The sequence below is a fragment of the Xanthomonas sp. 3307 genome (assembly GCF_014199735.1).
In the GTDB taxonomy this organism is placed as follows: domain Bacteria; phylum Pseudomonadota; class Gammaproteobacteria; order Xanthomonadales; family Xanthomonadaceae; genus Xanthomonas_A; species Xanthomonas_A rydalmerensis.
Genome location: NZ_JACHOG010000009.1, coordinates 86,932 through 101,349, shown reverse-complemented (window position 1 = coordinate 101,349; position 14,418 = coordinate 86,932). Strand labels below are relative to the sequence as shown.

The window sequence follows — 14,418 nt, the reverse complement described above, 5'->3', positions numbered from 1 at the left end:
GATCGATTGTTCACTAATGTTATAGTGTAACTAAACCGATGCGCACCTTATGCGACCTGGCATTCCCCTGATCCTGTTGCTCCTCTTCGCCAGTTCGCCCGCCGCTGCGGTCCGCCACCACGGCCCGCATGTGCACGGCCAGGCCAACCTGGAAGTCGCCGTGGATGGCACCGCCGTGGACGTGCAGCTCAGCGCGCCGGGCATCGGCATCCTCGATTTCGAACACCCGACGCGCGATGCCGGCGAGCGCCAGCGCCTGCAGGCCGCCGTCGCCACCTTGCGCGGTGCAAGCTGGTTGCAGTTCCCGGTCGCGGCGGCCTGCTCGCTGCGCAGTGCGCAGGTCACCACCGAGGGCTACGACGTGGCGATGGCCGATCCGGACGAGCCCGGCCACAGCCATGCAGAATTCCACGCCCACTACGCATTCAACTGCGCCCGGCCGACGCGGCTGGATCATTTACAGGTGCTGTTGCCTCAGCGTTTCCCGGGTCTACACACGGTGGTGGTGGACGTCGCCACCGCGGCCGGGCAGGGCCGCACCGAGGTCGTGCCCGGGCAGACCCGGGTGAAGTTGCCGGAATGAACCAGCAGCCCGTCGTCGAACTGACCGAGGTGCGCTTCGGCTATCCCGGTGGCACTGCCCCGGTGCTGGACATCGCATCGTTCGCGCTGCCGCGTGGGCAACAACTGTTGCTGCGCGGCGCCAGCGGATCGGGCAAGAGCACCTTGCTGGCGTTGATCGCCGGCGTGCTACAGCCCACCGCCGGCTGCGTGCGCGTGGCCGGGCAGGACCTGGCGGCGTTGCGCAAGGCCGCACGCGACCGTTTTCGCGCCGACCATTGCGGCGTGGTGTTCCAGCAGTTCAACCTGCTGCCGTTCCTGAGCACCCGCGACAACATCGCCCTGGGCCTGCAGTTTTCCGCGCGCCGCGGCCGGCTGGCACCAGGCACGCAGGCGCTGGACACGGAGATCGAGCGGCTGATGGTCGCGCTGGGCCTGGACGTGGCGGCGCTGTGGTCGCGCCCGGCCGCCCGCCTCAGCGTCGGCCAGCAGCAACGCGTGGCCGCTGCGCGCGCGTTGATCGCGCGGCCGCCGTTGCTGCTCGCCGACGAGCCCACCTCCGCGCTCGACCCGTTGGCGGCGCAGGCCTTCCTGCAACTGCTGTTCGCCGAGTGCCGGCAAGGCGGCACCAGTTCGATCGTGGTCAGCCATGATCCGTCGATCGCACCGCTGTTCGACGCTCAGGCCGACCTGGCCACGCTCAACCGCGCCAGCGCCGGAGGTGCGCGATGACCCTGTTGAAGCTGGCCCTGGCCAGCCTGCGCAGCCGGCGACTGGGCGTGGCGTTGACCGTGCTGGTGATCACCCTGAGCGTGACGCTGCTGCTGGGCGTGGAGCGGATCCGCATGCAGGCGCACGAGGGTTTCGCCAGCACGGTGTCGGGCACCGACCTGATCGTCGGCGCGCGCTCGGGCCCGGTGAACCTGTTGCTGTACTCGGTGTTCCATATCGGCGACGCCACCAACAACGTCTCCTGGAAGAGCTACCAGGACCTGAGCGCGATGCCCGAGGTCAAGTGGGCGGTACCGCTGTCGCTGGGCGATTCCTACCGCGGCTACCGCGTGGTCGGCACCAGCACCGGATTCTTCGAGCACTATCACTACGGCGCCAAGCATCCCCTGGCGTTCGCGCAGGGCAGGGCATTCGACGACCTCTACGATGCGGTGATCGGCGCCGACGCCGCCGCCGCGCTCGGCCGCCACCTGGGCGACGAAATCGTGCTGACCCATGGCACCGGACGCATCAGCCTGGCCACCCATGCCGACAAGCCGTTCCGGATCGTCGGCATCCTGCGCCGCACCGGCACGCCGGTGGACTCCAGCGTGCTGGTGTCGCTGCAGGCGATCGAGGCGATCCATATCGACTGGCATTCCGGTGTGCGCTTGCCGGGCCAGCACGTCAGCGCGGCGCAGGCGCGGGCAATGAACCTGACCCCGGACACCATCACCGCCTTCATGCTCGGCCTGAAGACCCGCATCGCCACCTTCTCGGTGCAGCGGCGGATCAACGAGTACCCGGAAGAAGCGATGCTGGCGATCATGCCGGGCGTCACCCTGCAGCAGCTGTGGGGCACGCTGGGCACCGCCGAAGGCGCCTTGCGCATGATCGCCTCGCTGGTGGTGCTGCTCGGCCTGGTGTCGATGGTCGCGTTGCTGGTGGCCACGCTGCAGGAGCGCCGGCGCGAGATGGCGATCCTGCGCGCGGTCGGCGCACGGCCGCGCGACATCGCCTGGTTGCTGCTGTTCGAGGCCGGCCTGGTCACCGTGGTGTCGTGCGCGCTGGCACTGTTGGTGGTGACCGCGGCCAGCTGGCTGGCGCGCGGCTGGGTGCTCGATCATTTCGGACTGGCGCTCAACCGCATCGCGCCTAGCGCAGCGGAGTGGGGCTGGCTCGGCTGCGTGCTGCTGGCCGGCGTGCTCGCCGGCATTGTGCCGGCCCTGCTGGCCTATCGCCGCACCCTGGCCGATGGCCTGTCGCCGGAGCTGTGAGCATGACCCGCTGGATCCTTCCCTTGCTGGCGCTCGCCGTGTTGTGCGGTTGCGGCCGGCAGCAACCCGCGGCCCCGGTGAAGCCGCAGGAAACAGCGGCGGCCCAGCCAGCGCCGACCAACGACGCGGCGATCGACCCGCCACTCGGCGAACCTGACGCCGACGGCTATCGCGAGCTGGACTGGAGCGCGATGCTGCCGCCGGCCGAGCTGAAGGCGCTGGAAAACAGCGATGAGGCGCCGGTCAACCACACCGGCCAGCGTGCGATGCCGCAGACCGGCACCTACAACACCGTTGCCGCCGTGCTGGCGCGCAAAGTGCGCCTGCCGGGCTATGTGGTGCCGCTGGACAGCGACGACGCCGGCCGCGTGCGCGAGTTCCTGTTCGTGCCGTACTACGGCGCCTGTATCCATGTGCCGCCACCGCCGCCGAACCAGATCGTGCATGTGCGCCTGGACACCCCGATCGACCCGCCCGACATGTACAGCCCGTTCTACCTGACCGGCCAACTGCGCGCCGAAACCCTCCACGGCGAACTCGCCGGCACCGCCTACACGATGGAGCAGGCGCACCTGCATCCTTATGAAAAAGGCTGATCGCCATTTCGCGCTGGTCGCGGTGCTGTGCCTGCTGGCGGCCTGCCACGGTGACGGCGGGAAGCAGCCGGACGCCGCGCCGACACCATCACCGGTAGCGACGCACGCGACCGCAGCCGCCGACAGCGTCCCGGACACAGTGGAACGCTGGGAACAACTGGCACCGGCCAACGACATCTACCAGCGCCCGCCGCCGCGGATCGGCACGGCCTGGCGCGGCGACGCCGCGGTGATGGATCAGGCGGCGCCGGTCGACGATGGCCCGTCGGTGGTCAACGGCATGCCGATCGACCATTCCGGCACCCAACGCGCCGCGCAGTTCGGATCGTCGCAAGTGGTGAAGGGGCTGGAAGGCAAACGCTTCGCCCTGGACGGCTACGTGGTGCCGCTGGAAAGCGACGACGAGGGCAAGGTCAGCGAACTGCTGTTCGTTCCGTTCTATGGCGCCTGCATCCACGTACCACCGCCGCCACCGAACCAGATCCTGCACGTGGTGCTACGCACCCCGATCGACGTGCCCGAGTTGTGGGACCCGTTCCACCTGCAGGGGCGTCTGCATCTGGCCGACTTCAAGGCGGATATCGCCAATGCCACCTACGAGGCAGAGGACGCCACGATCACTCCGGTGCAGGGCTGAATGCGCGGATCTGTGCGCCTGAAGTCACCGGTCTTCTGGGGCATCGCGCTCGCTGCCTTCGCGCTCGCCATTGTCGGCGGCGTGCTGCTGACGTTACGCGCGCAACGACACGCAATACCGGCGCAAAGTGCTGCCACCGCGACGGCCCGCCCGCCGATTGCTCCCGCATTTCCTGTCGCACCGTTGCCTGACGATGCGGCCGACAAGCGCATCACCGCACTGCTGCACAGCAATCCCGCATTCGCGCGCGACGCCACGTTCCTGATTGCAGCCAGCGTGCGCGAACGCTGCGCACCGGCCCATGCCGGCGAACTGGCGAAGATGGCCAATCGCGCGCGCCTGCCGGTGCTGGCCGCAACGTCCGAGGTAACGGCGCGCGAACCCGACCTGGACCATCCGATCTACCAGGCGATCCAGCGCATCGCCGCCGCGGCACCGTGCGGCCGCACGTTCGACCTGACGGCGACCGGCATCCCGCTGCAACTGGACCCAGAACGCTACGCAGCAGCGTTCCCCGACAGCTACTACCAACCGACGCTGGACACCGTGCCGCACGAATACGCCGGTCAGCCGCTGGGCGACCGCGCGGCGCAGGAATGCCAGTCGATCGCCTACGCGGTGCTGCCGTTGGGTCGGGAAGGTTGGCAGTGCAGGGCGCTGTGGTCCGGCATGCGCCCGCGGATCGTCAAGGCCTGCGAGCAGGCCCGTAGCGAAGGCGGGCAGGGGGCTGGTGAGGCGATTCCACCTGAAGTCGCCCACCGACTGACGCCGGTGGTGGCTGGCTTGCTGGAGAAGTTGCCGGAATCCTGTCGCTGAGCGCGCGTGCTTTCGCACGGCGGAAGCTAACGGCTCCGAAAGGCCGGAGTTGGCCAAGACAGAAGTTCGCGAAGCAGCTGATTAGGGTGGCTCCCACGCCACGTTATCGCGTCGGGCCTTACGTTGACGTGCCCCCGAACCCCTGCAACCGCACCTGGATGAACTCCAGCAACGCCCGAACCCGCGCAGTGACCGAATGACGGTGGCTGTAGGCACCAAGCAATTGCAGCGGTGCAGGGCTTAGATCCAGCGGCACTTCCTGCAACCGGCCCGCGGCAAGATCCTCCTGGCACGGGTAGGCCGCAACGATCGCGAAGCCAAGGCCCTGGCGCGCGCCCGCCACTGCAAGTTCTCCGCTGTTGACGCGGTAGCGGCTGCGCACAGGCACCTTCACGATCTCGCCCGCAGGATCGAGAAACTGCCAGGGCTGGCCCTTCAGTGCGCTCACGGTGGTGATGCAAGGCAAGGACTTGAGTTCGCGCACGTAGCGCGGCGTTCCGGTTCGGGCCAACAGCGCGGGGGACGCGACCACGATGCTGGGTAGTGTGGCCAGTTCGCGGGTGATGAACGCACTGTCATCCTGGCGCCCGCGGTGGAAGACGATGGAGAGGTCCATGTCTTCCCGCAGCACCTCCAGGCCGGTCAGGCGCGTATCGCATTCCAACGCAATGCCAGGATGAAGACTGCAGAACTCGGCGAGGATAGGCGCGAGCAGCCTGGGCGCTTCGTTGGGCATGCACATCCTGAGAGGCCCCTTCAAATCGCCCTGTACCGCGCCAAGCTCCTCCTCCGTGGACAGCAAGGCGTCGAGGACCGGTTTGGCGCGCTCGTAAACCAGCCTGCCGGCTTCCGTCATGCGCAGATGGCGCGTGCTCCGTTCCAGCAAGCGCACGCCCAGCCTGCGCTCCAGCGCCGCGACGTGACGGCTGACGTTCGACGACGGCAGGGCCAGCAGGCGACCCGCGCCGGAAAAGCTCTGCTCGTCGACGACGGCCAGGTAGACGCGGACTGCATTCAGGTCGAGCTTGCTGCGCACCGTTATCCCACCTGAGGTATGAAAGCCCGCCATTTTTGCATGCTAGTTTGTGCAATTGGTGGGGACCAAGATGCACTCCCGTCCAACGGCTGCCCTTCAACGGCACGCCTGGACAAATTGAATCGGGATGCATCGGAATGGAGATCGGAATACTGGGTGGCGGCATCGCAGGCCTGAGCGTGGCGCTTGCTTTGCACAAGCAGGGGCACACCGTCCGCGTCTATGAACGTCGGAACGGGCTGGCGACCATGAGCGCTGGCGTGACGCTTTGGCCCAACGCTGGCTTTGTGCTGCAAGAGTTGGGGTTGTTGGAGGATGTCGCGGCAGCGGGCGGCCGGCCATTGTCAGTGCAGCGCAAGGACGCAGCGGGTAACTCGCTGGGAGGCCTGGACATCACGCTGCTGGACCGACTCATGGGCTACCCGACCCATACGATCCTGCGTCGGGACTTGCAGGCGGTACTGCTCGACCATGTGGCACGCGCTGGTATCCAAGTGGAGTTCGGGCATCGCGCGGTAGCCATTGATCTGGATGCCGGCGACAAGGCTGTGGCGCGGTTCGAGAACGGGAAGCGTATCCGCCCGGACCTGCTTATCGGCGCGGATGGGCGCATGAATTCGGTGGCGCGCAGGTTCGTCGCAGGGGACAACACGCCCATTTACCAAGGCTTTGTGAACTGGATCGGCGTTGCACAGGGAAGTGGCGCGTTGGTGAGCGACCTCGCAATTCAGGACTACTGGGGGTCTGGCGATCGTTTTGGTTGCGTCCCGATCCGGACAGATCTGGTGTACTGGGCCGCCGCGCAGGCGCGGCCATTGCCCGAGGCGACGCCGGCAGCGGATTTGCGCAAGGAGGTGATGGATCTGTTTGCAGGATGGCCCGAGCCTGTCGCCTGCCTCATCGAGGCCACACCGGCGCACACCATCCAGCTGATTGCAGTGCACGACGTCGAGCCGTTGCACACGTGGAGCCGAGCAAATGTGCTGCTCGTCGGCGATGCGGCGCACGCGCCACTGCCGACCTCGGGCCAGGGCGCCTGTCAGGCCTTGGAAGACGCCTGGCATCTGGCGCCGTGCCTCGCTGGCGCCGACGGTGGCCTTGATGAAGCACTGCTGCGCTTCGCCGCAGTCCGCGGACCAAAGACCACAAAGCTGGCAGAGCAGGGCAGACTGTTCGCGCGCGGACTTTTCGCCCAAGACCCCGAAACCTGCCGTCTTCGCAATGAGCGCGCCAAGGCGTCCGATCCATTGCGCGATGCCCAGGCCATGGCGGCAACATGGTCGCAGGGGTTGCCGATGGCCGACTGCCTTGACCGGGCGCCGGCCAACGGTGCTGGCAGTCTGTATCGTCTATGACAGACGATTTTGATCCGGGCGTAGCATGGTATTTCTGGCCGCCCGAGCCAAAGATCAGCAGTTTATCGCCTCTCGTTCGTCCACTCTTCGTGGGAGAAAAAAGTGCGGGCTAAGCCGGAAGGCATGTCAACGAGGGCGCTCAGTCTTTAGCTGACCCGCAGCTCTGAGAAGCCCAAGTGCCCACTCGACGCGGTCTGATGCAGTGTCGACCAAGTTTCCGGGGTCTTCTCCCAGCAGCGCTCGAAGTTGATGCGGGGCGAAGACCAGGTCGACGAAGTTGCGTGCCAACGTGGACGGGTCGGCAGGTTGATCCGGGCCATCGAGAATCGCCACGCGGACGCGCTGCAGCCCGCCCTCCCAACCGATCCGGTTGACCTCAGCGGCAAGCGCCGGCGCTCGGATGGACGTGCCGACGACCAAACGCATCATGGCCACTGTCTCGGGTTGCAAGGCGTGCGCGAGTATTCCTTGACCTGCGAGCCTTAGCCGCCCCTCCAGATCCATCGGGACGCTGGCAGGGGCGGGCGCGGGCTGCGTCTCGACATCACGGCGAATCACCGCCTCGAAGATGGCGTCTTTGTTGGCATAGCGGGCATAAAGACTTGCCTTTCCTGCGCCCGCCAATCGCGCAATGTCTTCACACGAGGTGTGCTCGAAGCCGCGTTCCAGAAAAAGTTGCAATGCCGCGTCGAGTAGGCGCCGCTCGACATCGCCCGCCTTATCTAGCGGCGGCCTCCCGCCTTTGGATTTCTGCTTCGCAGCTTTCATCGGCGAAAAGTTACACGGCGCTTGCGTTTTCAACAACTGAACGATATCGTTCAGTTGTTCTCTGCACGAGCTCTGGGCTGCACATTGCATCGCAGCCGATGTGACAGGGCGCTTGTCTCTTCTATTGCACTGGCCATCTGCGGGTTTCGGCGCAATAAAGAGTCAAGCGAGAACGATGTGTCGAACGTCGGTCTGAATTCGCGGGTTGTCGTCGCCGGCGCCTTGACCTAGCTGGATAACGATCGCTACTGCGTGCGAACTTGGCAGACCGATCGTCGGACCCTAACCAGAACGTATGCATCGGGAGCCTAAAATGACGGACGCCATTGCACCGTTTCAGATCCACGTCTCACAGTCAGAACTCGATGACCTCCAGCAACGTCTCGGGCAAACCCGCTGGCCCAGCGCGGAAACGGTGAGCGACCAGAGCCAGGGCCCACAAGTCGAGCGCATTCGACGTCTGGTCGACCGCTGGCAGACTGGCTACGACTGGCGCGTAACGGAGAAGCTTCTGAATGGCTGGAACAGCAGTCGCACTGCCATTGACGGATTGGATATCCATTTCCTTCATGTGCGCTCCCCGGAACCGGATGCGCTTCCATTGCTGTTGACGCATGGATGGCCGGGATCCATTCTTGAGTTTCGTGAGGTCATCGGCGCACTGAGTGACCCGGTAGCCAATGGCGGTAAAGCGTCGGACGCCTTTCATTTGGTGATTCCGTCGTTGCCTGGCTTTGGTTTCTCCGGGAAACCCGTCACCAGCGGATGGGGAGTAGGGCGAACGGCGATGGCATGGGTCCAGTTGATGCAGCGGCTGGGCTACGGCAAGCGGTGGGGTGCCCAGGGTGGCGACTGGGGCAGTGCGATCACGACAGCACTTGGATTTATGCAGCCGCCAGGCTTGGTCGGCATCCATCTGAACATGGTGATGTTCGACCCGAGAGCAGAGGAGATCGCCAACGCCACGCCTGCTGAGCAGAGGATGCTCGATGACGCCAAGCGCTACTACACGGAATTTTCCGGCTACATGCGGCTTCAAAGCACGCGGCCGCAATCTGTGAGTTTCGGCTTGGCTGATTCTCCGACCGGCTTGGCTGCCTGGATCTATGCGCTCTTTCAGGACGTCTCCCAAAGCAACGGCGAACCCGAAAAAGTGGTCACATTGGACCATCTCATCGACGACATCATGTTGTACTGGCTCCCCAATGCAGGCCCAAGCTCCGCGCGGTTTTATTGGGAAGCCGCGCATGAAATAGGGACAGCGATGCCTTCGCACGCGATGCGGACTCCAACGGGCATCAGCATGCTTCCAGGAGAACAGGTGCGTATTTCCCGGCAATGGGCAAAGCGACGCTTTGAGGATTTACGTTTCTTTGGAGAAGCGGAGCGGGGCGGGCATTTCGCTGCAATGGAAAATCCGTCCGCTTTTGCTGATCACGTGCGAGAGACCTTTCGGTCGCTTCGATGATGGTTGGCGGATTGGATGGATCCAGAGCGTTGGAGATCGCTATGGCGATCGCGTCACCATAGACGCCGATGGTGACCGGATTGTTGGAGACGTTACCGGAATCCTGCCGCTAAGCGCGGTTGCGGTTGTGCTGCGAGCGTAAACTGCTCCGAGCGCCGCTTCTCAGGCTTCTCGTTGCGCGCAGCGTGACGAGCAGCGCTTACGCATCCCGAAGCAGAAGGCGCCCACAAAGCGCTGCTTATTGAGCTTCAGCACATGCAGGAAGCGACGCCGCCTGAGCGCGACACTTTTACCCAACGTGGGCGCGCCAGCGAAGATCGGGCACATGCGAAGGTAGATCGGGCGTGCTAGGAGATCAAAGAGGCTCATCAATTGAGAGCGAACAGGTAGGTAGGGTACGGTCTAAGCAAAGGACACGAACCGGAGAAGCTGCTGACGCGTTTCTAGCCGGGTCCAATACAGGCGCGCCCGTGTCAGGCGAACATGTAATTTCGCATAATGTATCTTATGTAAAATCGAACTGCAGCAGTGCCCCTCGCGTCAGCCCCTCAGCGCTTCCCCAGCCGCCGCTGTATCTGTGCCATCTGCCTGGCGTTGAAGTCCCTGCCGTGACGATCCAGCAACTCCACCACAGTCGCATGTGCCTCATCGGCCCGGCGGCGCAGCTCCTGGATGGCGGCGTGCTCGATGGCTCGCCATTCTTCGGCAGTCTTGCCTGTTGGGACGGCTTGGCGCTGGCGGTTGGTGTCCAATGCGGTACTCATGTGGAAGCTAGTCCTGAACGCATTCTTCGTGCAGTGACTTTACCGCAGCGCCGATCTCAAACCTGCCGTTTGCGCGGATTTGGCGCAGGCGCGTTGCCTCCACCCGGGCCGGCGTCACCTGGAAAACCAGGCGGCAAACGCACCCGCGCGCACAACCCGCCGCCTTCGCGGTTGGCGAATTCCAGCGCGCCACCGTGCGCATGGCAGATGGCCGCGGCGATCGACAGGCCGAGGCCGCTGCCGCCGGAATGGCGTGCGCGCGAGTCGTCGGCACGCCAGAAACGGTCGCCCATCCGCGCCAGCGCTTCCTCGTCGACACCGGGACCGCGGTCGGCGACGCGGATCATCACACCGTCGGCATCGGCCTGCGCCTCCAGCGCCAGTTCGCCACCGGCCGCGGCGTAGCGCAGCGCATTGTCGATCAGCACCGACAGCACCTGGCCCAGGCGGTCGCGGTCGGCGCTGATGTGCAGCTGTTCGGGAATGCGTACCTGCACCTGCATGCCGGCCTCCTGCAGCGGCTGCGCGGCCCAGGTCAGGCGTTCGCGGACCAGCGCGCCGAGCGCGAACCGCTGCGGTTCCAGCATCAGCTGGTTGGCGCGGGCCATCGACAGCAGGTGCAGGTCGCCGACCAGGCGATTGATCTGCTCCAGTTGGCGCTGGACCATGCGCAGCTGCTCTTCGCTGCTCGGGAACACCTGGTCGAGCATGCCCTGCACCCGGCCCATCGCTGCGTTGAGCGGCGTGCGCAGTTCGTGCGCCAACATCGCGCTGGATTCGCGCACCTCGCGTTCGTACTGCTGCAGCTGCGCGCTCATGCCGTTGAAGTCGATGGCCAGCCCGGCCAGTTCGTCCGGTGCACCGGGTACCACCCGCGCACGCGCGGCGAAATCGCCGTCGCTGATCCGCCGCGCCGCCTCGGCGACGTTGGAGAACTGCCGCGACAACGGCCGCGAGGCGAGCAGGCCGCAGACCACGATCACCGGGATCGACGCCAGGATCATGCCCGCCAGCAGCAGCCAGTCGCGACTGGCCAGCCCGGGCAGGAAATCGGCCACGTCGTAGTAGGTCTCGAACAACTCCCACAGGCGCCGCGCGTTGCTGTGCGGATCCTCGCGCAGTTGCAGCATCTCCTGCCGCGCCTGCGGCGGCAGGCGGCTCAGCGTGGAGGCATCCCAGATCGCGAAACGCAGCAGCATGCCCAGTGCGATCGCGATGATGGTCAGCACCGCCAGCGCGCTCATGCGCAGGCCTACCCACTGCCACAGCGGCACGTGACGCTTGCGGCGGAACCAGGCCCAGTTCATCGGAAGCGGTAGCCGATCGCGCGCACCGTCACCAGCAGGCCGGTGACCTGTTCGTGTTCCAGCTTCCTGCGCAGGTTGTGCACGTGGGCATCCACCACCCGCTCCAGCGCATCGCTGTCGGGCAGGCAGATCTCCAGCAGTTCGCTGCGGGTGAAGGCCTTGAACGGCGTCTTCATCAGCGTCGCCAGGATGTTGAACTCGGTCGGGGTCAGTTCCAGCGCCACCTCGTGGCCATCGGCATTGCGCACGGTGGCGCGCACCGCCGCCGTGTCCACGGTGAGCCGCTCGTGGCGCAGCGGCTCCTCGCTGGCGCGCGCCGGCCCGGCGCGGCGCAGCACCGCATACACCCGCGCCACCACTTCCTTGGGGCTGTACGGCTTGACCACGTAGTCGTCGGCGCCGTAGCGCAGCGCGCCGAGCTTCTCCGGCTCGTCGCCCATCGCGGTCACCATGATCACCGGCGTGTCGCTGCTGCGGCGGATCGTGGACAGCACCTCGGTGCCGCTGAGCCGCGGCAGCATCACGTCCAGCAGCACCAGGTCCGGCTTCCACTGCGCATGCACGGCCACCGCCTTCTGCCCGTCCTCGGCAATGGTGACCTCGAAGCCGTCGCGGCGCAGGTAGGCCTCGAGGATGCTTGCGCTGTCGGCATCGTCTTCGACCAGCAGGATCTTCTTCGCGTGCATTGCCTGGTGCCTGTATTTCGCGTCTTGATGGAATCTTGAAGATTCCTAGAAGGCGGCTTGAACATGCCCGCCCATGCTGGCAGTCGAGTTCGATCACCCGACCGCCGCCATGATTCTACCGTCCCCGCTGCTCCGCCCGCGCCGCACCGGCGCCCTGCTCGGCCTGCTCGCGCTTGTCCTGGGTGGCTGCTCCCTGGCGCCGGTCTACCAGCGCCCGCAAGCGGCCCTGCCGCCCACGCTGGGCGCGACCACTGCGACCGAGGCTGCCGCCCCGAACCGTAGCGACAATGGGCTCACCGAGCAGGAACAGCAGTTCGTGCAGGCGTTCTCGCCACAGCACGACCTGACCCCGCTGTTGGCGCAGGCGCTGGCCCACGCCCCGGACTTCCGCAATGCCGTGCTGACCGTGCAGCAGGCGCGCGCGCAGTACCGCATCGAACGCGCGCAGCAGCTGCCGCAGCTCGGCCTCGATGCCCAGGGCACGCGCCGCAGCTACGACGACGCGGCCACGCAGGCGCGCTACGGGCAGAAGCTGAGCACTGTCGCGGTCGGCGTGGACGGCTTCGAACTGGATCTGTTCGGCAAGCTGGCCTCGCTGTCGGCGGCCGCGCAGCAGCGCTACCTGGCTTCCGAAGACGGCCGCCAGGCGGCGCGCGGTGCGCTGATCGCCGAGGTCCTGCGCGCCTACACGCTGGAACGCGCCGCCCTGCAGAGCCAGCAGCAGGCGCAGACCATCGCCGAACGCAGCGCCGCGCTGCTGGCGATCGCCACGCGCCAGCAGTCGGTCGGGCTGATCTCCCGCGATGCGCTGGACCGTCAGCGCCACGACGACGACCAGGCCCAGGCGCGCGCGCAGCAAGCTGTCAGCGACCACGCCGCCGCCCGCCGCGCCCTGCAACTGCTCGCCGGCTACGCCACGCCCGATGGCGCCGGCACCCTGCAGGATCTGCTGCCCCGCGCCGAGCAGGACGACGGCCACGCCTGGCGCGACCTCGACTCGAAGCTGCTGCTGCAGCGCCCGGACGTGCGCCAGGCCGAGGCCGAGCTACGCGCGCGCAATGCCGACATCGGCGCCGCGCGCGCCGCGTTCTTTCCGTCGATCCGCCTGAGCACCTCGCTGGGCACCGCCAGCGAGGCATTGAACGGCCTGTTCATGCCCGGCAGCCGCACCTGGAGCTTCATGCCGCAACTGCTGCTGCCGCTGTTCGATGGCGGCCGCAACCGTGCCAACCTGGATCTCGCGCAGCTGCGCAAGGACGGCGCGGTGGCCGACTACGAGAAGACCGTGGAAGCGGCGTTTCGCGAGGTGGCCGATGCGCTGGATGCGTTGCCGGCGCTGCAGCAGCGCGAGCGCGGCGAACGCACCAACCTGGAACGCGAACGCCAGCGCGCAGCGTGCCTGCAAGAACGCGTGGCGCAGGGCCTGCAGGACCGCCCCGAGCTCCTGGCAGGCGATATCCAGGCCGCGCAGGCCGAACTGGCGCACCTGCAGGCACGCCAGGATCTGCTGCTCGATCGCATCGCGCTGTTCCGCGCGTTCTACGGCGTGCCGCTGCCGCACGCGCCCTGACCTTCCCCCCGCACGAGGTTGCCCCGATGAAACATGTCCTGTCCGCTCTTTCGCCCACGTTGACCATGGCCTTGCTGGCGCTGCCGCCGGCCGCGCACGCCGCAGACTCCGATCCGGCTTCAGTTGCTGGTCTGTTCGGCGACCGCACCCAACTGAGCGTGGGCATCGGCGCCATGCTGACCCCGCGCTATGCCGGTTCCGCCGACGATCGCGTGCAGGCGGTGCCGGTGTTCTCTGTGCAGCGCGGCATCCTGTTCGCCGACACGGTGCGCGGCGCCGGCGTGCAGTTCCAGAATGCGCATGGCTTCTCCGCCAGCCAGTCGTTCGGCTACGACCTGGGCCGCCTGCAGCGCAACAGCAGCTGGCGCCCCGGCTCCAGGAGCCTGGCTGGCATGGGCGACGTGCCCGGCGCGATCACCGCGCGCAGCCTGGTCATGCAGCAGCTCACCCCGTACCTGGCGCTGGACGCCGAAGCCGAGTTCGCGCTGAAGGACGGCGCGCGCCGCAACCGCTATCGCGCCGGGGCGCGCTTCACCCTGCTGCAGGCCGCGGCCGACAACGTCACCCTGGACCTGGACGCGCACTTCGGCGACCGCCGCTTCAACCAGGCGTACTTCGGCGTCACCGATGCGCAAAGCGTGACCAGCGGCTTCCAACCGCACCGCGCCGATGCCGGCGTGTACGCCTACACGGTCGGTGCCGAATGGGATCACACCCTGTCGCCGCACTGGACTGCCTCGCTGCTGCTCAACGCCACCCGCTACGTCGGCGCCGCCGATGGCAGCCCGGTGGTGCGTCGCCGTGCCGCTGCCGGCGGCGGCGCCACCGTCACCTACACCTTCTGATCGCTTCCGGGACACCGCCGA

The 14,418-nt window shown here is 66.6% G+C and carries 15 protein-coding genes; 10 read left to right on the top strand and 5 right to left on the bottom strand.

Features of this window, described 5'->3' with window-relative positions:
• Window positions 1-76 precede the first annotated feature (76 nt).
• Genes GGR64_RS18255 through GGR64_RS18230 form a run of 6 tightly spaced genes read left to right on the top strand, consistent with a single transcriptional unit; the run spans window position 77 to window position 4,598 of the window.
• The gene (locus GGR64_RS18255) at window positions 77-583 is read left to right on the top strand and encodes a DUF2796 domain-containing protein (RefSeq protein ID WP_184647600.1); all 507 of its coding nucleotides are present in this window, start codon (window positions 77-79) and stop codon (window positions 581-583) included.
• A complete protein-coding gene (locus tag GGR64_RS18250; RefSeq protein WP_184647598.1) occupies window positions 580-1,293 on the top strand; it encodes an ATP-binding cassette domain-containing protein in 714 nt (237 codons plus the stop codon). Before GGR64_RS18255 ends, GGR64_RS18250 begins: the two co-directional genes overlap by 4 nt.
• A gap of 2 nt (window positions 1,294-1,295) precedes the next feature.
• Window positions 1,296-2,549, top strand: a complete 1,254-nt coding sequence (locus GGR64_RS18245) for an ABC transporter permease (RefSeq protein ID WP_221236284.1) — start codon at window positions 1,296-1,298, stop codon at window positions 2,547-2,549.
• Window positions 2,550-2,551: 2 nt separating this feature from the next.
• On the top strand, window positions 2,552-3,145 hold the full coding sequence (locus GGR64_RS18240; protein ID WP_184647594.1) for a DUF3299 domain-containing protein: 594 nt from the start codon (window positions 2,552-2,554) through the stop codon (window positions 3,143-3,145).
• Window positions 3,132-3,782 carry a DUF3299 domain-containing protein gene (locus tag GGR64_RS18235; protein ID WP_260303466.1) on the top strand — a complete coding sequence of 217 codons (651 nt, stop codon included), beginning with the start codon at window positions 3,132-3,134 and terminating at the stop codon, window positions 3,780-3,782. The genes GGR64_RS18240 and GGR64_RS18235 overlap by 14 nt, the downstream gene beginning before the upstream one ends.
• On the top strand, window positions 3,783-4,598 hold the full coding sequence (locus GGR64_RS18230; protein ID WP_260303465.1) for a hypothetical protein: 816 nt from the start codon (window positions 3,783-3,785) through the stop codon (window positions 4,596-4,598).
• Window positions 4,599-4,716: 118 nt separating this feature from the next.
• Here GGR64_RS18230 and GGR64_RS18225 read toward each other — a convergent pair whose 3' ends face one another.
• Window positions 4,717-5,634, bottom strand: a complete 918-nt coding sequence (locus GGR64_RS18225) for a LysR family transcriptional regulator (RefSeq protein WP_184647592.1) — start codon at window positions 5,632-5,634, stop codon at window positions 4,717-4,719.
• Window positions 5,635-5,771: 137 nt separating this feature from the next.
• Between GGR64_RS18225 and GGR64_RS18220 the strand changes: the two genes are divergently transcribed.
• Window positions 5,772-6,989 (top strand): FAD-dependent monooxygenase, encoded by a 1,218-nt coding sequence (locus GGR64_RS18220; protein ID WP_184647590.1) that lies wholly within the window; start codon window positions 5,772-5,774, stop codon window positions 6,987-6,989.
• 126 nt (window positions 6,990-7,115) lie between these two features.
• Here the strand turns inward: GGR64_RS18220 and GGR64_RS18215 are convergent, their stop codons facing one another.
• Window positions 7,116-7,757, bottom strand: a complete 642-nt coding sequence (locus GGR64_RS18215) for a TetR/AcrR family transcriptional regulator (RefSeq protein ID WP_184647681.1) — start codon at window positions 7,755-7,757, stop codon at window positions 7,116-7,118.
• A gap of 313 nt (window positions 7,758-8,070) precedes the next feature.
• Between GGR64_RS18215 and GGR64_RS18210 the strand changes: the two genes are divergently transcribed.
• Complete coding sequence (locus tag GGR64_RS18210; RefSeq protein WP_184647587.1) at window positions 8,071-9,225, top strand: epoxide hydrolase family protein; 1,155 nt, start codon at window positions 8,071-8,073, stop codon at window positions 9,223-9,225.
• A 548-nt stretch (window positions 9,226-9,773) separates the two neighbouring features.
• Here GGR64_RS18210 and GGR64_RS18205 read toward each other — a convergent pair.
• From GGR64_RS18205 to GGR64_RS18195, 3 genes are read right to left on the bottom strand one after another with little or no spacing between them, the layout of a single operon-like run.
• Window positions 9,774-9,989: a hypothetical protein gene (locus GGR64_RS18205; RefSeq protein WP_184647585.1), complete on the bottom strand. Its 216-nt coding sequence runs from the start codon at window positions 9,987-9,989 to the stop codon at window positions 9,774-9,776.
• Window positions 9,990-10,045: 56 nt separating this feature from the next.
• On the bottom strand, window positions 10,046-11,296 hold the full coding sequence (locus GGR64_RS18200) for an ATP-binding protein (RefSeq protein WP_260303463.1): 1,251 nt from the start codon (window positions 11,294-11,296) through the stop codon (window positions 10,046-10,048).
• The gene (locus GGR64_RS18195) at window positions 11,293-11,982 is read right to left on the bottom strand and encodes a response regulator (protein ID WP_184647583.1); all 690 of its coding nucleotides are present in this window, start codon (window positions 11,980-11,982) and stop codon (window positions 11,293-11,295) included. Before GGR64_RS18195 ends, GGR64_RS18200 begins: the two co-directional genes overlap by 4 nt.
• Window positions 11,983-12,091: 109 nt before the next feature.
• Between GGR64_RS18195 and GGR64_RS18190 the strand changes: the two genes are divergently transcribed.
• Both GGR64_RS18190 and GGR64_RS18185 read left to right on the top strand, forming a co-directional pair.
• Window positions 12,092-13,552 carry an efflux transporter outer membrane subunit gene (locus GGR64_RS18190; protein ID WP_184647581.1) on the top strand — a complete coding sequence of 487 codons (1,461 nt, stop codon included), beginning with the start codon at window positions 12,092-12,094 and terminating at the stop codon, window positions 13,550-13,552.
• Window positions 13,553-13,578: 26 nt separating this feature from the next.
• Entirely contained in the window at window positions 13,579-14,397 is an 819-nt protein-coding gene (locus GGR64_RS18185; RefSeq protein WP_184647578.1) for a MipA/OmpV family protein, read from the top strand.
• Window positions 14,398-14,418 lie beyond the last annotated feature (21 nt).